This window comes from Pseudomonas sp. v388 (assembly GCF_003935425.1).
Lineage (GTDB): Bacteria > Pseudomonadota > Gammaproteobacteria > Pseudomonadales > Pseudomonadaceae > Aquipseudomonas.
Window position 1 is genome coordinate 112527 of the sequence record NZ_RHQN01000007.1, and the last position, 21105, is coordinate 133631.

Annotated in this window: 4 protein-coding genes; all 4 read left to right on the forward strand. The window is 63.1% G+C overall.

The window, feature by feature from the left end; all coding sequences use genetic code 11:
* Positions 1–63: 63 nt before the first annotated feature.
* The 4 genes from EGJ27_RS17445 (at position 64) to EGJ27_RS17460 (ending at position 21079) form a co-directional block, all read left to right on the forward strand.
* A complete protein-coding gene (locus EGJ27_RS17445; RefSeq protein ID WP_125831985.1) occupies positions 64–5112 on the forward strand; it encodes a dermonecrotic toxin domain-containing protein in 5049 nt (1682 codons plus the stop codon).
* A gap of 133 nt (positions 5113–5245) precedes the next feature.
* A complete protein-coding gene (locus EGJ27_RS17450) occupies positions 5246–10408 on the forward strand; it encodes a dermonecrotic toxin domain-containing protein (protein ID WP_125831986.1) in 5163 nt (1720 codons plus the stop codon).
* 110 nt (positions 10409–10518) lie between these two features.
* Positions 10519–15750 carry a dermonecrotic toxin domain-containing protein gene (locus EGJ27_RS17455; protein ID WP_125831987.1) on the forward strand — a complete coding sequence of 1744 codons (5232 nt, stop codon included), beginning with the start codon at positions 10519–10521 and terminating at the stop codon, positions 15748–15750.
* Positions 15751–15892: 142 nt separating this feature from the next.
* Positions 15893–21079 (forward strand): hypothetical protein, encoded by a 5187-nt coding sequence (locus EGJ27_RS17460; RefSeq protein WP_125831988.1) that lies wholly within the window; start codon positions 15893–15895, stop codon positions 21077–21079.
* The last annotated feature ends 26 nt before the right edge of the window (positions 21080–21105 follow it).

The window sequence follows — 21105 nt, forward strand, 5'->3', positions numbered from 1 at the left end:
TTGCACCTTTATCTGCCACGGGCGCCCGAGCGCCCATGGCGCTCGTGCAAAAGGACATTTGCCATGCCTGCTACCCCCTATTTTTACAGCGAGGCGCTGCGTCAGCGTTTCCTGCGTAACCTGCGAATCGCTCGGACCGAGCAACGAATCGACGCCGAGGAGTTCAGCTACCTCAAGCATCTGGTCGACACCGAGCAGACAATGGCCTCGCCCCGGGACTCGTGCGAGGTGTACCGCCTGATTCTTGAAGACGGCTCGCCCGAGCCCTTCGGCATGGTCACCGCCTTGCTGGTGCAACGCTGGACCCTTGACGCGCAGGTCCTGTACCTCGACACGCTGGCCCATGGTCTGCTGCGCTTCTCCGATAAAAAGCTGTTCAGTGCCTACCTCAAGACGGCGTTCTCGGTAGCCGTCGAGCAGAATCCTCCCTTTTACATCCGGCTCGTGGAGGGCCCGATGTTCCAGCAGTGCATGTGGCAGGCCATCGACCATCAGGCGCAGACCTTGCGCCGGCTGGCGAATGACCTGCAAGCACTGCCGACCCTCAGTCAGGTGCTGAACCGGCTGTTGGCTGCCAGGCTCAGCAGCCTCTGGCCCAATGGCGAGGTCGATCTCCAGCTTCCACTGGTGCAGGTGGTGGAGCATACCGGGGTCAGGCACGGTGCCAGCCGCGAGCATCCCGTTCGGGTCCAGAATTTCGAACAGCTGGCCCTTGAAGTGTTGACCGGCAAGCGGTTGCCCGCCGGGCAGCGGCGCCGTTTCACAGGGCTTGCGGGGCAGCCGCTGGACACCATCGGCATGTCCGACTTCGACCTGCGCATGGACAGTCTTGAGGATGAATATGAACACTTGATCGGCGATTACTGGAACAACCCCGATCGCTGCGCAGTGACCCGTCGTCAGCGGTTCGCCCAGGCGCTGGCGGACCTGTTCGCTCATCACGTGCTGGTGCAGAGCGACATGGCGTCTGTTTCCACGACTCTTCTGGCCCGGCTTGCCACCTCGCCGCTGTACGAGCCGTCGAGCGTGCCCGTCAGCCGGCTGGCGCTGACGGTCGACGGGGGCGAGCCTTGCAAGCTGGTCAGCCTTTATCTGCTCCGACTGGAGCAGGGGTCGTACGGGCTTTACTCACCCTTCAAGGGCCTGCGGCTGCTCAAGAACCGGCAGGCCCTGAATGATTTGCTCGACAGCCCCACAGGCCGCCGCGAACTGCGCAACTACCTGAGCCTGAAAGACCAGAATGCGCTGCCGGCCCTGGAAGCCTGGGTGAGCCTTCGGATCACGGACCATCCGCTGGAGCAACCTCTGTTCTATCACTGCATCGAAGCCGTCATCGGTCTGCAGATGAGTAACCTGGCTACGGCGCTCAGGCAGCGTTGCCGGGATGAGGGCGAGCTGCGGGCGATGCTTGACGATGCTTTGGATGTCCGACTGCTGATCGACGGCCGACTGCCGGGCATGGGCGGCGGCGGTCGCTGGCTGAGCGAACCGATGCATTTTCCCAGCGCCTGGCCTGCTGCGGCAAAGCCGGTGTCGGTGGCGACGCAGGCGCCGGTGCCGTCGTGGGGCGAGCAACTGAGCCGGATCGAGGACACCCTCAGCGAAATCAGCGACCGACGCCCGTCGTTGCAACAGCTGGCCGGACAGCTCTTGCACCCGTACCTCGCGGCACTGGGTTATTCCCGACCCGGCGCAGGCGACCATCTTCGGCTCACCTGCAGCGAGCAGGTGCTCGAACGCCTCAGTGGCGCACGCCGCGCCCCGTTAGCGACGTGGCCGACCGGCGGCGAAGGGGAGGACATGATTAATGCCGAGCTGCTCGAGCAGATGGTCAGCAGGGTCGCCACGACCCTTGAGGCCACCTGCACGGCGAGCATCGAGGCCTTCTACGAGCAGCCGTTGCGCAGCGCCAGGACGCAACAGCGGGTCAGCCTGACCTTGCGCGCCCTGCGCGAGCAGTTGTTGCGTCTGGAACTGGTGGTGGCACGCCGCAAGTACGCCGTTGCTCCGTCGTTGCTCGATCTGCTGCAAAGCGTGCTGGACCGCCCCTCGAGCACACTGCATCGCGATCTGGTGGACGTGCATGCCGTCAGCATCGGCTTCAACGGCAAGCGGTTTGCCCTTGGGCTCAATGTCGCCTGGGTCATGCAGTTGCCCGATCAGCCGGAGCAGAACCTGTTGTTCTGGTCGCCGTTCATCGGGTTGAAAATGATGAATTCCCGAGCGGCGCTGCAAACGTGGCTGCAGGCCCGGCTGGCCAATCCCGACTGGCGTACCCGATGGCTGGAGATGTTCCCCGGCCAGGATCGTCAGTGGGTGGACAGCAGGCTGGCCGCCGGGGCGTCGGTGACCGTCACCCTGGATCGGGCCGACGGGGATTTTCTGCAGCGCATGCAACAGGATGGCCGGCAACGCGTGGTGGATGAGTACGCCGTCGCGCTGCGAGACGCCCGGCAGCAGCATCTGCCCGTCGAGGCGCTCACAGGCAGTGTGGATCTGGCGAGCAACGATGACTGGCTGTTGACCTGGCTGGATGCAATGGCGATCCGCATCCAGAACCTCTTGTTTACCAGCGCGATGCCGGACTGGGTGACCATGGCTTCGCTGGAGGATCTGGACCTCTACACCGCACTGCTGCAAGCGTATTTCCGCGATAACGCCCCGGCCGATGACTTCCTGGCCGACGTGCCGCTGCTGCATGACTTTGCCCGGCAGCGATTGCTCGAAGCCCTGCAACGTGATTTCCCCGGCCATGACCTGGACCCCGACCTCATCAGCGTGACCACGACGCGTTATGCCATCGCGCCGGTGACCTCCGGCAACATCCCGATGTCCGTGCCGGGGGCAACGCTGACCCAGAGCGAGAGCCTGGTGGAGTTTTCTCTCAACCACTTTTCGCAGGTCGAGGAGGGGACGCTCACCGTCGGGCTGCCGGGTGGCCTGTTGGCTCCAGCGGGGCTGGACGGACAGTACGTGGCGCGGCTGGTGCATGATCTGGATGTCGGCCTGCACTACCAGCGATTGCTGGCCGAGCGCTTCGATCCCGCCAGACCGGAGTACGAGACTCGCCGTGAACGCTTCATGCGCCAGGTACCCTCGCGGCTGCTGGTGACGGCGATGGAAATGAAACTGCAAGGGTTGATCAGCCAGACCGCCTTCGACTACCTCGCGCTGGTGCTGGACATGCCGGACGATGCGGCCCGTCAGGCGGTGCAGGACCAACATGTGGTGCTGCGCCCGCTGACTCTGGTGGCGCGCCGGGGCATGCCCGCCGATCCGGTCGAAGGCTTTTTCCTGATCGGCCCCAAGGACATCAAACGCGGGCCGGTGGTGCTGCATATCCAGTTCAGCGAGTGGTTCAGCCTGCGGGAGTTTCGTGACCATGACCATCTGCTGGCCGAGCTGCGCGCCGAGGGACCGTTGCAGACCTTGCTGTTGAGCCGCCTGGACGCACAAATGCGCAAACGCTATGACCATGGCGGGTTGATCGAAGCGCACATGCCGTTCAGCACCGAAGGGGTTTTCGATACGACGCTGTTCAGCCCCGAACAGGTAAAGCTGGGCACCGTGATCGTCGAAGGCAATGCGCTGCGGCACCTGTTCGACAGCCTCGTGCAACTGATGCGCCGCCTCAGTTGCAAGCAGGCGGTGACCAGCGATCAGGCCGACTGGGCGGCATTCGTGCGGCTGATGGGGTTGGTGACCGAACAGGTGCTGATCTTCGCGCCGGGTAAACTGGGCTTGCTGGTTTCGCTTTGGCAAACCCGCAACCTGATGCGTCAGTCGGTCAGTGCGGCGTCCGAGCGGCAATGGGGAGAAGCCCTGGGCGAGTTCACTGCCGCGCTGGGCATGCTGGTGACGGCCCGACGGGAGGAGAACGAGCCGCTGCGGCCTCGCGCTCGTCCCCGACCCACAATCTTTTCCTGGCGCAATTCAGCCTTGTCCCCTGAATTGCGCGAGCGCCTGAGCGAGTTCGAAGTGCTGGACGTCGAACTGTCGTCGCTGCGCTACGACGCTCTTTACAACCTGTATCAGGACCCGTCCACCCAGACCCGATATGCCGTGGTGGAGGGCAAGGTTTACCAGGTGCATCAGTTTGAAGGCGTCTGGCGCATCAAAGGGATTACCGGTGAAGGGCCGGGGCTGCGGCTCGACGGTGAGCAGCGCTGGCAGCTGAACCTGGAGCTGGGACTGCGCGGCGGCAGCCCTTCGCCAGACTCCAGCGAGGCGATGCAAACCCAGATCAACACCTACATCACGGTGCGTGCCGAAGGCATGAAGAACATTCGGCTGTACTCCCGCGAAGAGGCGCGCAAGATCAACATGGCCCGCTATCAGGCGCTAGGCTACCTGAAAAATGCCTTGTTCAACCTCAATGCCCCCACCGCCCAAGGGGTGGCGAAGCCGGTGCGGGCGGTGCTGAATGACTTCTTCGGCGTAGAGGAGGTTTCCCCGGCGATGATCGACGGCGTCAGGCAACGCTTGACCGAAGTGTTCGTCGGCCTGTGCGAGCCGTCACTGGCACCGCTGAGTTCCAGCCGCTTTGTCCTGGGCGCGGCCAAGAGCGGGTATGAGTCCATGGCCGCCTTCGTGATGGTGGGCGACCCGCGCAGGCGCGTGTTCCTCAGCGACATGTTCTTTTCCCCGCCGACCTATTCACTCAAGGACGTGCTGCCGGGCAACCGGGCGTTCAGCGCCGAAGATCATTTCCGGGCCTCGATCCTGATCCATGAAATGTCCCACCAGGCTTGCGAAACGGTGGACTTCGCCTATCTGGACGCCAGCGCGCCACCGGTGGACATGATCGATGACAGCGAGCCGGAGTGGCTGTCGTACAGGACCCAGTTGCAGGCTTTGCGGGATGAGGCGCTGTCGCACCGAACGCCTGGGGCACGGCTGTTCCGCATCTACGGGCGCGACGGCTGGCGCGACCTGCAACCCAGCGATGGCCGGCTGTTCGGCAAGCTGATCAGGCTCACCGGCCAGCCTACCCTGGAGCGGTCGCGCCAGGCCTTTCTCAGCGATCCGGCAGTGCGCAGCCGGGTGATCCTCGGCAATGCCGACTCAGTCGCCATGCTGGCGAGCCTGCTGGGTCGCGAGCGGTTTTCCTGAGCGCACGCCCAGGCCGGCCCGATTGCTATATGTACAGCAGCGCCTGAGCAGGCTCTGGTTACGCTTGCTTTTCACTCTTTGCGCCACCCACGGCTCGACGCCGGGTGGCGTTTTGTGCAGAAGGAACGTTGCCATGCCCGTCACCCCCTATTTCTACACGGAGGCGCTGCGTCAGCGTTTCCAGCGTAATCTGAACATCGCCCGGGCCGAGAACCGGATCTCGGCGCGGACGTCTGGTTATCTGCACCATCTGAGCGAAACCGAGCGCCCCGTGCTCGATGGCCCGGTATCGTGCAAAGCGCTGCGTCTGGTCCTGGACGATGGCTCCCCGGAATCCTTTGGCATGGTCACGGCGCTGGTGATCGAATGCCGGATCGGCGACGTCGAGACCCTGTACCTCGACACCCTGGCCGATGGCCTGCTGCGCTTCACCGATCGACGGCAGCTGGATAGCTACGTCATGGCGGCGTTTTCCGTGGTTGCCGATCAGAATCCTGCCTTCGAGTTGCAGGTCGTGGACGGGCCACTGTTCGAGCCGCGCATGTGGCAGGTCATCGACCATCAGGCGCAAACGTTGCGCCGGCTGGCGGCCGACCTTCAGCAACTGCCGTCGTTGACTCAAGTCCTGGGCCGATGGCTTGCCGCCACGTTCGGCACGCCTTGGGCCAACGGCAACCTCAATCTTCAGGCTCCGTTGGTGCAGATAGTGGGGCGCGGCGGTGCTCAACACGGCGCAGAGGAAGAGCATCCTGTCCGGCTCCAGAATCTGGAACAGCTGGCGCTGGACGTGCTGACACGCCAGGTGTTGCCCGTCGGTCCGCGGCGACGCTTGATCGGGCTCGACGGACAGGCGCTGGACACCTTCGGTACAACCGGTCTGAACCTCCACCTGGCGGATCTGGAGGCCGACTATCACCACCTGATCGACCAGTACTGGAACGACCCGGATGCTGGCGGCTTCACTCGTCGCCAACGCTTCGCCCAGGCGCTGGCTGACGTGTTCAGTCATCAGGTCTGGCTGCTGCAACAGGCTGCGGCTTCATCCGTCAGCGTGCTGGCGCGCCTCGCAGCGACACCCTTGCACAAGCGCGCGCCCGTCACGCTCAGTCGACTGTCGCTGACCGTCGGCCGCCAAGGCCCGTACAAACTGCACAGCCTGTACCTGATTCATCTGGAGCAGGGCGCATATGCTCTTTATTCACCTCGCAAGGGCGTGCGTCACCTCAAGGACCGGCAGGCGCTCGACTATCTGGCCGACAGCCCGGCAGGCCGAAAAGAACTGCGCGGCTACCTGTCGCTGTACGATCAGGACGAGTTACCGGCCGCAGACACCGGGTTCAGCCTGCAAGTAAAGGACTACCCGGTGGACAAGCCACTGTTCTACGACTGTATCGACGCCATCATCGCGTTGCAGACGCGCAGTCTGACCGCAGCGCTGCGGCGCCATCGCCGGGAGCACGGCGAACTGCGTGCGATGCTCGACGATGCTCTGGATGTACGCGCACTGCTTGACCCGCGTCTGCCGTGGATCGGGGGCGGTGGCCGCTGGTTGAGTGAGCCGACCGACTTCCAGGCTTCATGGCCTTGCGAATCACCTTCCGAACCCCGCTCCGGGTCCTCAGCCGGCTCGGTCCCCACCACGGCGTCGGAATGGGCAAGGCAGCTGCGCCGGATCGAAAATACCTTGCGTGATATCGGCGACCGGCGTCCGGTTATCGAAGTACTGGCCCGGCGGGCGTTGAGTCCGTATCTGGCGGCGCTCGGCTATCCTGCGCCCCACGAGGGACAGGACATCCGGCTGACCTGGAATGAGCAGGGCGTCTGCGCCGACGGCGATGAGCGCGTCCATTGTGAAAGCCCCCGCTCCCATGGCCTGACGGACCTGGTGCTCGAACGCCTCAGTGGTGCGAGAGCACGGCGGATACCGCCCGACAGCAGGGTGCGGTTACCGGCCGAGCATCAACGTGCCGCAGGCATGGGGCCGCTCACTGCTTCAGTGCTCGATACTGTCGTGAGCAGAGGGGCCGCTGCGCTGCTGGCCTCCTGCACGGCGAGCTTCAAGAAATTCTACGACCGACCGTTGCGCAGCGCGGGTACACAGCATCAGGTCACCCAGACCTTACGCGACACCCGCGAGCAACTGTTGCGTCTGGAGCTGGTTGTGGCACGTCGCATGGACGTTATTCCCGCGGCGCTGCTCGACCTGTTGCAAGGCATGCTGGATTGCCCGTTGAGCACCCTGCGGCGCAATCGGGTCGAGGCCTTGGCCCTCAACGTCCGATTGAACGGCCGACGGTTTTCCCTGGGGCTCGACGTTGCCTGGGCGCTGCGAGCGCCCGATCAGTCGCAGCAAAGCCTGCTGTTCTGGTCGCCACTCGTCGGGCTCAAGGCAATGGACTGCGCCGCGCCGTTGCAGACCTGGCTACAGGCACGCCTGACCGACCCCGACTGGCGCTCCCGATGGCTGGCGATATTCCCCGGTGAGGTTCGCCAGTGGCTGGATGACAGCCTCGCCGCAGACGCAACCATCACAGTGAGCCTGGAACGGGTCGAGGGGGATTTCCTGCGCTGCATGCAGTTGCACGGTCAGCAATGGCTGAGCACGGAGTTTGCCGCTGCGCTGCGGGATGCTCGACGCCAGCGTCTGGCTGCCGAGCCTTTCAAGAGCCTGGTGGACCTGAACGCCACCCCGGACTGGCTCCTGACCTGGCTCGACCATCTGTCCATTCGCGTGCAGAACCTGCTGCTGATCGGCGCGATGCCGGACTGGCTGCAGAGCGCGTCGCTGGACGATCTGCAACTCTACGTCGATCTGGTACAGGCCTATGTGCGTGACCACGATCCGGCCACCGACTTCCTGGCCGACGTCCCGACCATTCGACTCTTCGCCCGGGAACGATTGCGCGAAGCGCTGCGGCGTGATTTTTCAGGCCACGATCCGGACCCGGACACGATCACCTTGACCATGACCCGCTACGCCATTGCCCCCGTAGGCACCGGCGACATTCCAATGTCCGTTCCGGCTGCAACGATCAAGCGCAGCGAGAGCCTGGTGGACTACGCGCTCAATCATTTTTCCCATATGCAGGATGGCGTTTCCAGCGTCAGCCTGTCAGACGGCGCGCCCGCGCCGGCAGGACTGGACGCCCGGTACGTGGCCCGGCTGGTTCATGAACTGGATGTCGGGCTGCAGTACCAGCGGTTACTTGCCGAGCGATTCGACCCGGGCAAACCCGAATATGCGCAGCACCGTGAGCGCTTCATGCGGAATGTGCCGTGGCGGCTGCTGGTAACGGCGATGGAGATGAAAATGCAGGGCGTGATCAGCCAGGCCGGCTTCGATTACATCGAGGCAGTACTGGATATGCCCGATGGTCTGGCACGCCGTCCGGTGAATGGCCGGCAGATCGTGCTGCGTCCGCTGGCCCTGCTGCCGCGCAAGGGCATGGCTGCCGATGCAGTCGGCGGCTTCTTCCTGATCGGCCCGAAAGACCCGACCCAAGGGCCGCTGGTGCTGCATGTTCATTTCAGCGAGGCGTTCAGCTTCAGCGAATTTCGCGATCATCAGCACCTGCTGGCCCGGCTGCGGGTCGCCGGGCCATTGCAGGACTTGCTGTTGAGCCGGGTCGAACCACGCCGCTACGACCGCTACGCCAACGGCGGGCTGAACCAGGCGCATATCGTTCTTCCTGCCCAGAGCAGCGACGCGGTCTTCGATACCACGCTGGAACGGGCCGAGAAGGTCAGCCTGGACACCTCGGTCATCGAGGGCAATGCGCTGCTTCACCTATTTGAAGCCTTCGTGCAATTGATGCACAGGCTCAGTCGCACGCAGGCCGTCACCAGCGCCGAGGCTGACCGGGCACGATTCACTCATCTCACCGGGCTGCTTGCCGAACAGCTGTTGAGCTTCACACCGGGCAAACTGGGGTTACTGGTCTCTTTATGGCAGAGCGCGAGCCTGATGCAGCATTCGGTCAGTGCGGCGATGGCGCGACGTTGGGGAGAGGCCATCGGCGATTTTTCCGTGGCGCTGGGCACGCTGGTCTCGACCCGGCGCGGGGAAATCGAGCCCAGGCGCTCCCGTTTCCAGTCCTGGATGTCGATCTTTTCCAGGCGCCGCACCGAGTTGCCCGCCGACTTGCGGCTGCACGCGTTCGAGGTGGTCGACATCGAACTGTCGGCGCTGCACTACGATGCCGCGAACACGCTGTATCGCGACCCGCTGACCCAAACGTACTACGCGGCAGTGCAAGGCAAGGTTTACCAGGTGCGCAAGGTCGAGGGCGTCTGGCGCATCAACGGCACTGATCGCCTGGGGCCAAGGCTGCGACGCGACCAGGAGCAGCAGTGGCAACTGGACCTGGAGCAGGAGCTGCGCAGCGGCCCGGGCTCGTCGAGCCCTTATGATCGTGAGCTTGATGACGTGGCCAGAGCGTTCATGACCGTCCGGGCCGAAGGCATGAAGAACATTCGCCTCTATTCGCTCGACGAAGCCCGAAAGATCAACATGGCTCGCTACGCCGCGCTGGGTTACCTGAAGAACGCGCTGTTCAACCTCAACGCGCCCACCGCCAACGGACTGTCGGCCCCGGTGCAGAAGGTGCTGAAGGATTTTTTCGGCGTGGAGGCTAGCCCGTCCATCATCGACGGCGTCAGGCAACGGTTGACCGAGGTGTTCGTCGGCTTGTCGGAATCTTCTCTGGGGCCGCTCGGTTCTGGGCGTTTCGTTTTGGGCACCAGCAAGCGCGGGCACGAATCGACCTCTGCTTTTGTGGTGGTCAACGATCCGCACAAGCGCATCTTTCTCAGCGACCTGTTTTTCTCACCGCCCGATTACCCCCTCAAGGACGCATCCACCGGCAGCCGGGCTTTCAATCTCGAAGATTATTACCGGGCCTCGATTCTGATTCACGAGATGTCCCACCAAGCCTGCGGCGCCGTGGACTTCGCTTATCTGGAGGCAGGTGCGCCGCCGGTGGAGATGATCGATGACCGCTTGCCGGTATGGCAGTTCTACAAGGCGCGACTCAAGCTCATGCGCCAGGGTGCGCTGTCGCACCTGACGCCCGGCAAATTTCTGTTCCGCATCCCCGGCGATCACGGTATGCGCGACCTGGGTCCCGGCGATGTCCGATTGTTTGCCAGGCTGACCGGTCTGACCGGGCAGCCGACGCTGGATGAGGCGCGCAAGGCCTTTCTCGAAGACCCGCAGGTGCGTAGCCGGGTGATCCTCGGCAATGCCGACTCGATAGCCATGCTGGCGGGGCTGCTGGGCCTGCAACGATTCAACTGACGGCTTGCTTTATGTAGCGCAGCCGGCGTTGCGTGGCTGGTTAGGATCGTCTTTTTTGGCCTGTCGCGCGGTTCGCCGGTGCGACAGGCTCACGAGGAAGGAACCTTGCCATGAGCCCAACCGCAGCACCCTGGTTTTACCATGACACCCTCAGGCAGCACTTCACCGAGGACCTTCAGGAGGCGCTCGACCGAGCCCGCATCGACGCCGATCAACACCGCTGGCTGCGGCGCCTGATCGACGAACCGTCCGCCCAGTCATCATCGCAACCATTGCCACGCGTTGCCCGTCTGCACAGTGACACAGGCGAGCCGCTGGTGGGCGCGCTGGGCAGCGCCTGGATGATCAGCGATCCCCAGGATCCGTCGGCTCCGGTATTCCTGAGCACCGTATTGGGCGGCATCGAATGTTTCGCCGACCGTGAGCGCCTGCTGCAAGCCCTCAATCAGCGGTACCAGGTCCACGATACCCGCGCTCCGCGGCTGGAGGCGGAACTGGTCGAGGGCAACCCGTTTACCCAACGCATGCTGGCGATTGTCGAGCAACAGGCCGGGCATCTGGAGCGCGTGACCGCAGAGCTTGACCGTCTGCCGTCACTGGCGACGGCCATCGGCGGCAACCTTCAGCGCCAGCTCGATCAGCGCTTGCCCCGCGGTCGCGTCGAGGTCTTTACCCATCGCCTGCAACTGGTGGCCGACAACGGCGAGGTGGCGGGCACCCAGACACTGGCCGACGCCGCCTTCCAGGACCATGCCACCGGCACGGCGAATCTGGATGCCGGTCTGCGTCGCCGCTTTCTGGACGCTGAGGGCCGGGAGCTGGATGACGAACAGGCTGAACCCTGGGTAAGCGCTTTGGCCCAGGCCAACCAGGGACTGCTGGCCGCCTATGACAGCCTGTTGGACGAATACTGGAACGCCCACCGGGCCGATGGTCTGCCGTTGCGTGAGTTCATGGCCCAGGCGCTGATCGAAACCTTTGCCCATGAGTTGCTGCGCCACAAGGCGGCGAAGTCGCTGAGCGGCGACGAACTGCGTCGGCTGTCGGGCTTGCTGATCAGGCCGCATGTCGTTCCACAGCGTGACTATTGCAGCATCTGGCAGCCGTCGCTGGTGCTCAACGACCTGTCCGGTTTCAAGCTGGCGGGCACCTTCGTGGTGCAGTTCAAGGAAGGCTCCACGCAGTTGTATCTGTTCTCGGTGCTGCACGGCTTCAGTCGCTTTTCCGGCATGCAGGCGCTCAACGAACATTTCAACAGCGTAGCGGGGCTGGCCGAGCTGCTGCCCTTGACGTCCATCGACGCCCATCAGGCCTTGCACGAACATCCGGTCCAGGGCGTGTTGCTCGACCGCATCGGGACCCCGTTGTTTGCCGCCATGCTGGAGTCGATCATTGCCCTGCAACGGCGCAGCCTTGCCCACGCGTTGAGCCTGCAGCCCATTCACTACCAGCGTGCTGCCGTGCGGCTGGACGATGCGCTGGACATCCGCCACTGGCTCGACCGGCGTCTGCCGATGCTGCAGCAGACCTGGCGCTGGACCGCCAGCGACAGTGAGTTTGCCTTGCGCTGGGCCACTCTCGAAACCACGGCCGAATTCACCGCCGAAGACCTGGACAGCGTGCTCTACCATCCCGCCAATACCTGGGGCGCACAGCTCGACTCGCTGTATCAGTCCGTCGAGGCTGAGTGTGAGTTGCACGAGCGGGTAGTGGGCTGCGTGACGCAAGCGCTCAATCGCTATCTGGCGGTACACGGCGAGCTGAAGATGGGGGCCGCCGATCTGGCGGTGCAGGTGGATTCCACCACCAACGTGCGCCTGATTTCTCAGGCGCTTGAGCGCGTTTGCGGACATGCCGCCGGGCCGTTGCCCGCCGGTGCCAGGGTGGTGGCCGCCGACCCTGAGCGGCATCCCGAAGCACCTGACCTGCCCATCGACCTGCTGGAGTGGATCGTAGAGCGCGTGGCCGAGGCATTCGTCCCGCGTTACGAACGGATGCTGCGCAACTTCTTTGCCAGGCCCTTGCGCTGGTCCGATAATCAGGTCCGCCCGTTGACGCTGGACCGGCACATTCGCGAGTGCGCCCTGCGCCAGATGTTGTCGATCGCCAGGCTCAAGAAACACCTGGACGTGCAGAGCCTGGACATGTTTCAGCAGATCCTCGACCGACCGGACCTCAACCTGCGCGAGGCACTGGGTAATGACGGCGTGGACGTCTTCACCCTGGATCTGATGGTCGCGCCGGACCTGCCGCCCATGACCCTGGCCAACACCCTGGTCTTGATTCAGATCGGAAGGCCGGATTCGTGCGTGATGTGGTCGATGGTCGACGGCATGAGCCGCTACGAGTCGATCCAGGCACTGGAAGAAGGTCTGGCCACCAGCCTGGAATCGCCCTCCCTGCGCCTGGCCTGGCTCCGACAGTTGGCAGCGGAAGATCGTGATCAGGCCAAGGCGCACCTCAATCGCCTGGAAGGCCCGTTGAGAGTGAAGGTCAATCTGGCGCGGGTGGTCGAGCCTGTGATCGAGGCGTTGCAACGCATCGATATCGAGCGCCATTGCCGGGAAGCGGTCGGCATCTGCAAGCAGGCCCTGCGCCGCAAGCTGCCCTGGAATACCCTGCGCGACATACTCAAGGAAAGCGAGTGCGACGGCCACAACCGGTTTCTGCTCGACCGGATTGGCAGCGTGATGAACCTGATGGCCTCGCAGGTCCTGCTGCCGGACTGGCTAAAAAAGGTACCGATGGATCAATTGCGCGCCTTGTCATGGCTGGTCGAGCGCTGGTACGTGGCCTGCGTGTCGGGCGACAACTACCTGTTCGATCTCCCGGACCCCCATGAGTTTGCCCGCGCCAGACTCGTGCCGCGTCTGCGGGCTGATTTCCCCGACCTGAACCTGGACCCGGACGTGATTACCGTCACCATCACGCATTACATCATCGAAGGCGTGCCGGTCGGCGATACGCCGCATGGGGTCGCCACGGCGGGCACACGGGAGGTCGCCAGCCTGACTGATTACGCCATCGGCCGTTTTCCTCTCTATCCCGACAGCGTACTGACGGTCAGCATCCCGGGCGTTGCCAGCGGCGATTGCCCGATCACGATCGACTACGTCCGTGACCTGGTCCGCGACCTGGATCTGGGCGCCGGATACCGCGCACTGCTGGCCGGCAAATTCACGCCCGGCACCGAGCAATACATCAAGCGCCGTACCTACTTCGTCGAGCAAGTGGCGCCGATGGAGATATTCAGAAACTACGTCATGTTGCTCAACGATGAGCTGAGCAGCGATGCATTCCTGTCGGTGCAAGCGGTGTTGAGCATGCCCGACGGCACGGCGCGCCAGGCGGTGAACCATCGGGATATCATTATCAGCCCGCTGCAATTGCGTGCCATGCCTGCCTGGGCGCCGCACACGGTGCTCGGGGTGTTCGTCATCGCGCCCCGTGCGCCGGCCACCGGAAGCTGGGTGCTGTACACGCTGTTCAACCCCGAATACCCGATGCGCGAGTTCGAGAGCGAGGCGGCGTTGCTGGCGGCGATTCATGGCGACGCCGGGCTGCAACGACTGCTGCTGGAGCGTCTTCCCGCCGCATCGCGTTACCTCTATGACAACGGCGGTTTCCGCGAACCACACCTGCCGGTCATCTTCAGTTCGGACTTCGACATGCCTGCGCGGCCTGCCGCACCGGTCACGATGGTCATCGAGCCGATCACGGGCAACGCCCTGCACGCGATATTCGATAGCACCGCCCAGATGTTGCAATGGTGGTTTGCCCGCTTCAGCGTCACCAATGCCGAAGAAAGCCGCGCCGATGCCTGGTTTCTCTGGCAGATGGGAACCGAACTGCTGATGTCGCTGTTGCCCGGGCGTCTCGGGGTTCTGCTGGGCGCGTGGCAGAGCGTGACCCTGCTGGAAGACTCGGTCAATGACGTCCGGAAAATGGACTGGGGCCAGGCGGCCGCACAATTGCTGTCAGCCATAGGTGTATTGATCCTTACCCGGCAAACCCGGGAAGAAGAATCCAGCATGGCTGAGCCTGTGGCACACGATTCCCGGCCCGAAACCGGTAGTGCTGACGAAATCCCGGCCGAGCACAAGCCTGCACCAGCGCCGGAATGGACGATCGAAACCCAGATGTTTGCCTGGAGCAATAACAGCCTGACCCCGGAACTGTGGGCGCGGTTGCGGGCGCTTCAGGTCACTGACGTGGCGCTGAGCAGCATGGTCAAGGATCCGGTGATGAGTTACTACCGGGAAACGGCCAGCGGCAGGATCTATATCTCGCTGTCGGGCGCGGTGTTTCGTATCGAGAAGGACGAGAACGGCTGGCGCGTGGTCGGGGATTGCGCACCGGGCCCCCGAATCAGCCTGCACGCCGACGGCTGGCGGCTGGATCTGAAACTGGGGCTCAGTGGCGGCGGCGGGACGGTTTCGTATCTGAAAAGCAGCGTCATCAGTATGAGCGCCGACGACATCATGGTGGTGCAGGCCAGCGGCATGGCGCAGATTCGGCACAAATGGCCGGAGCGTGCGGCGCAGATTTTCGAAGCCCACACCCTGGCCCGGGAGTATCTGGAGAACGCCATTGATAACCTCGAATACCGCAACGCCGACGGCACCGCGGCGTTGCGCGGGGTGCAGGTCATCCTCGCGGATTTCTTCGACACCTCCGTTGCCGACGCCCAGCTTCACGATGCGGTCCTCAATGTCGTGAAGAAGCTGTACAGCGCGCTCACCGACTCGACCCTGTCGCCGTTCAACTCGCGGCGCTACGTGATGGGGGTGCGCAAATCGATCATGGAGGACGTATCGGCTTTCGTTTACCCCAAGGATCCGAAAAAGCGTCTGTACCTGACCGAACGTTTCTTCCGGGACCCGCCCGTGCGACTCAAGACCAGCGTGGTGAGGGCCAGCACCTTTCATCCGGGTATCCACGCCAGGGCCACGGTCATGCTCCATGAACTGACGCATCTGTTCTGCGGGACCGAGGACATCGCCTATCTCGATTCGTCGATGCCGTTTCCCGACCTGCTGGAAAGTACTTCGTCTTACCACAACCGCGTCCGGAACGGCATCATTCACCACCAGCACGGCCTGTCCTATCGCACGCCGCGCAGTGAGTTGTTCCGCATCCAGCGCGACGATGACAAGTGGTACGACGTTTCCGACAAGGCCGCCAAACGGCTGATTCTCAAACACACCGGTGCCGAGAAACTCGAACAGGCGCGGGAGGTGTTCTACGCCGACGTACACAAGCGCTCCAACGTCATCCTGGCCAACGCCGACTCGCTGGCGCTGTTGGTAACCTTGCTGGGTCGGGAGTCGTTGGTGCACTAAGTCATCACCCAAAAAAACCGGAAAGCCGCCGGGCCATTGCTTTATGTAACGCAACACCGGCGGGCCGATACATAAGCTGTTTCTCAACTTGCCCGGCGCGGTCATCAGCCGCGCCGGGATTTATCGAGAGAAGGAACGGCACATGCCTGCAACATCCCCACCGTATTTTTTCGACGAAGCGCTCAGGCAGCGCTTCTCCCAGGACATCACCGAGGCGCTGGCGACCTCGCGGATCACTCAGGTGACCGCCCACTGGCTGAGGGCCTTGATCGATACCCCCGAGGCAACCTCGAACCTGCCGCGAGTCGACCGCCTTCTGATCGGCGACAGCGCGCCTGCCAGCGCCGAGCTGGCCGGGCTGTTCGTGATCAGTGATGCCAATGATCCCGCGGCCCCGGTGTATATCAGCAGTGTGATGTTCGGCATCGAGCAGTTCGACAGTCGTATTGCCTTGCTGGACGCGCTGAAGCAGCGCTACCCCGAGATGGCCGCACCTTCCCGGGAAATCGATCTGGAACAGGTTCCGACGCCGCAGTTCAGCGAGCGCATGCGCATGATCCTCCAGCAACAGGCGGACCACCTGGAAACCTTGTCCGAGCGGCTGCATCAACTGCCGACGCTGCAACAGGCAGTGGGACAAGCGCTGCAGGACAAGCTCGACGACGCCTTGCCCCACGAGAAAACCGACGTTTTCAGGCATCTGGTGCAGGTCGTCAACCCGCAGTCCGCGCTCAGTCTGGTGCCGACGCCATCGGTGCTGGCTACCCAGACACTGGCCGACGCCGCCTACGAGCTGTATGTCGACGAGCTGCTTCAGGCAGGCCTGTATCGACAGTTTCTCGATAAACGCGGCGCCGTACTGAGTCAGGACCAGGCCGGCATCTATCTTCAGGCCCTGGGCGACATCGACGCTGAAGTGCCCGGAACCTACGAGCAACTGTTGTCCGACTACTGGAGCGCTCCGCTGGCGGATGGGCGCACCATGCGTCAGTTCGCAATTGAGGCCCTGGCCGAAACGTTCCGTCAGGAGCTGCTGCGCGCCCGCGCCAACGCGCTGGTCACGCAATTCGAATACCGTCGCCTTCGTGCCTTGTTGGCGTCGCCCGGCATGTCCGGCAATCTGATCACGCAGATCAGGGTCGAAAGCCTGTATGTCGACATTGCGGGCCATGACCCGATCAGGCTGGCGGGCATCTTTCTGATCGAATTTCCCGGCCTGGAGTTGCGCGGGCTTTATCTCTACTCGTCAGCCCACGGCATTGCACGGGTCAACCATCGGCAGCAGATGGACACCTATTTCACCGATGCCCGATCCCGCGAGATATTGCTGGTTCACGCGGGCGTGGCGGACCGCCCGGCCATCAGGAGTGAACCGGGCGCATTGACCGTGCGTTTGCAGGAGATGACCGGGCCGGTGTTCGACACGCAGATGGACGCGATCATCGCGTTGCAGAAACGCAACCTGTGGCATGTGTTGAATCTTCCTGCGGTGAGCTACGACCAGGCGGCGGTCAGGGTCGACGACGCGCTGGATATACGCGGTTTGCTGGACCACCGGTTGCTGAGTCTCAACGGGTCCTGGCGCTGGAAGGATGAATCAGTGGATTTCGAGCAGGTCTGGGCCGATTCGGGCGGGCGCCCGCGGGTGCCCCGCGGCGATCTCCCAGCGCCTTCGGATACCTGGGCAGACCGGGTGGACAATCTGGATGCGCTGGTCGGCCAGTTGCCCCACCTGCACCCCGGCGTTCGGGCCTGCATGTATGGCGAGCTGAATCGCCATCTGGCGCTGGTGGTCGAGACCGGGCTGGACGCCCGGGGCCTGTGGATCGGACAGGCGGGTGCGAACGGCCTGACACCACTGCTGACGTTCGCCCTCGAGCGCATCAGCGGCGCGGAGCAGGGCGATATTCCAGATGACTGGGTGGCTCAACGGGATTCCCCGACGGGGCAATACGAAACGGTAGTCAGGCTGCCGACAGGATTGCTCAACACCATTCTGCGCAGGGTGTGCAGCGATTTCGCCGAACGCTACGAAAAACAGGTACGCCGCTTTTCCACGCTGGCCTGGCGCCGGGTCGATACGCAGATCAGGCCCGCTGCGCTGTCCAGGCGAGTCCGGGAGAACGCCTTGCGCCTGGAAGTCACCATTGAAAGACGCCTGCAAAACGTTGCAGCTGCCGCACTGGACATGGTTCAGCAAGTGCTGGACCGACCACAGGCTTCGTTACGCGAGGCCTTGGGCGCCGAGCGCGTGGATACCTATGCCGTGGCCCTGAGCTTCGATCTGGGTCAGGCACCGCTGTTCTTGAACAATGCATTCGTGCTGCACAACCCCGACATTGATGACCGCTACGTCATGTGGGCGGTGGGCCTGGGCATTGGTGACTTCGATTCCATCTCCCGTATCGAATCCCAGATTCTTGCGCGATTGAGTCGGGTCGACCAGTGCGAGCAGGTCCTCGATCTGCTGTCCGAAGCGGACCGCACCAAGCTTGAGGATTATCTTGCCAATCACCATTCCCCGGTGGTGCGCGTGATATTGCGAGAAATCGAGGCTGATTTCTTCGAGGCGCAGTTGGCGAGTGAGGATCAACGTCGGGTGCTGGGAACACTGTGCGCCTATCGGGACGCAACCGCCTGGCGCCTGAGCCATTCGATCTTCAGTAACCTGCTCGATGCTGCCGAATACAGCGATATCAACCGCAAGATCCTCAATGGACTCAGGGCGGCAATCCAGACCATCGTTGACATCACCATTGTGCCGAGCTGGGTCAGCGAGGCCTCGCCGCTGGACCAGGCCAAGCTGTTGATCGGCCTGCAGCGCTTCTACGTGGCCTGCGGACTGCAGGAGGATTTCCTGTTCAATATCCCTACTCTGCATGACTATTCCCGCCGACTGGTGTCGGAAAAGCTCAAGACCGACTTTCCCGAGCTGGAGCTGGACCCGGACAGCATCAACGTGACGCTGACCCATTACGTGGCGGCGCCCGTTGCTCCCGGCGACATCCCGCAGTCGCTACCGGCGGCGACGTCCCAGGCGGCAGAGAGTCTGACGGGGTTTGCGGTCAATCGCTTCTACGCGGTGCAGGAGGGTACCTTGTCGGTCAGGATGGCCGATGGCTCAGCGGCCAGTCCCTTGCTGACGCCGCTGTACCTGCGCGGCATGGTGCGATCACTGGATGTGGCGACCGGATACCTGGACCTGCTGCAAGCGGCTTTCACCGAGGACAATCCGACCTACGCCCTGCGGCAGCGGCGATTCGCCGAGCAAATGCCGACGCTGGACGTGCTCCGGGCGATGGTGCTGAAAATGCAGGGCGGGTTGAGTGCCGAGGCCTGTCGTCTGGTCGGTGCGATCCTGGAAATGCCGGACGGCATCGCTCGCCTGCCGGTGGGCGGGTATCACGCGATCATAAGTCCCTTGCTCCTCTCGCCGGCACGGCACGGCTGGAAACCCGCAGCGGTGATGGGCACCTACGTCATCGCCCCGGCCGAGCCGAACCCCGGGCCATGGGTGCTGTATTCCCTGCTGGGAGACTTCGTATTCAAGGAGTACCCCGACAAGGCTGCGCTTTTGAATGACATCCACACGTCGCCGACGCTCCAGGCCTATGTGCTTGAACGCCTCGACAAGAGCGTGCGCAAAATCTATGACCACGGCGGTTTCCAGGAGCCGCACCTGCCGTTCAGCACGGAGTCATCGCTCGATATTCCGCTGAATCGACCGGGGCCGGTTACGCTTCGAATCGAGCCCGACGAAGGCAACGCCCTGGAGCTTTTATTCAAAGGCATGGTCGCCACGTTCATGTGGCGAATCGGCCGCAAAGTCGTGACCAACGATCAAGAGTGGAAGAGGTCTTCTCATTATCTGTTCAGCCTGGGTGTCGAGCAGATGCTGGCGTTCATGCCCGGCCGGCTGGGGGCTCTGGTCGGGATCTGGCAAAGCCAGGGGCTGTTCAACGCGTCGGCTGCAGCGGCCGGCGAGCGTCGCTGGGGCAAGGCGCTTACCGAGTTCACTGCGGCAGTGAGCATGTTGATCACTTCCCGAGAACTCGTGCATGAAGACCCGGTCCCCAGCGGGGCGCCGCACCCCGTGGAGCTTACGCCCTTCGTTGAATTTTCATGGAGCAAGGGCGCACTCACGCCGGAACTCAGAAGCCGGTTGCGTGCCTTTGAAGCGCATGATGTCGCGCTCAAGAATATGCGCAAGAACGAGCTGTTCAACACCTATCGGGATGACGCGAACGGGCGGGTGTACGTGGCGGTCTCGGGGGCAGTTTATGAACTCAATTACGACCGCAACCGCTGGTACATCGTCAGCGACAACGTGCGCGGGCCGGCGGTCAAACTGGGCGAGGACCAGAAGTGGGTGCTCGACCTCGACACCGGCCTGCGCGGCGGCGGCGGGGTGGTCAGCCGGATAAAAGGCTCGCTGGTCGACACCGACGCCAACGAGATTCTCATGGTGGAAGCCGCCGGCATGCCGGAGATTCGGCATGTCTCCAGAGCCTGGGCCGAATTTATCGAAGAAGGCCATGCCCAGGCGCGCTTCTACCTGGAAAACTGCCTGGACAACCTGACGCTGCGGCCGCCGCTCAACGCCCTCGATTCCAGGGCGCAGCATATCGTCAGCGAATTCTTTTCCCAACGGACCCCGCAGGCCGGTCTGTACGACTCGATCAAGCAGGCAGTGACCAAGCTTTATGAAGAACTGATGCACCCGTCGCTGTCGCCCATCGATTCTCAGCGTTATGTGGTGGGCACCAACCGACGCGGCCACGAGCCGTCAAATGCGTTCACCTTCGACAGAGATCCGTTCAAGCGGATCTACCTGACCGAACGGTTCTTCAGGCCTCCGGTGTTTCGCTTGAAAACCCGGGTCCAGCGCGCGGGCTCCTTCAACTACGCCTCCCATTACCATGCGGCGATCCTGATCCACGAGTTGTCCCATCAGGTGTTGAATACCGACGACATCGCCTATGTGGACTCCTTCGCGCCGTTCCTCGATCTGCTGGAGGACACGCCCGGTTACCGGTTGCGGGTCAAGACCGAGCAGGTGGCTCAGCAACAGAAAATCCTGTCTTACAACACCGACCGCAGTCAGCTGTTCAAGCAGTTGGAAGAAGGGTTGTGGCGCGACCTGCGGCGCACCGACGGTGATGGCAAACAGACGATCCTGCGCATAACCGGCAAGCGCAATCTGGAGCAGGCGAGGGATGTGTTCTACGCCGACCCGGGAAAACGCGCCCAGGTCATCCTCAGCAACGCCGACTCGGTCGCACTGCTGGTGACGCTGCTGGGACGCGAGCGGTTCGCCGCTAGACGCTAAGTGGTTCCGTAGCCGTGAGAGGCGCT

Bases quoted from the DNA above. Each gene is read 5' to 3' on its own strand.
- EGJ27_RS17460 (WP_125831988.1), top strand. From the start codon at position 15,893: ATGCCTGCAACATCCCCACCGTATTTTTTCGACGAAGCGCTCAGGCAG.
- EGJ27_RS17450 (WP_125831986.1), top strand. From the start codon at position 5,246: ATGCCCGTCACCCCCTATTTCTACACGGAGGCGCTGCGTCAGCGTTTC.
- EGJ27_RS17445 (WP_125831985.1), top strand. From the start codon at position 64: ATGCCTGCTACCCCCTATTTTTACAGCGAGGCGCTGCGTCAGCGTTTC.
- EGJ27_RS17455 (WP_125831987.1), top strand. From the start codon at position 10,519: ATGAGCCCAACCGCAGCACCCTGGTTTTACCATGACACCCTCAGGCAG.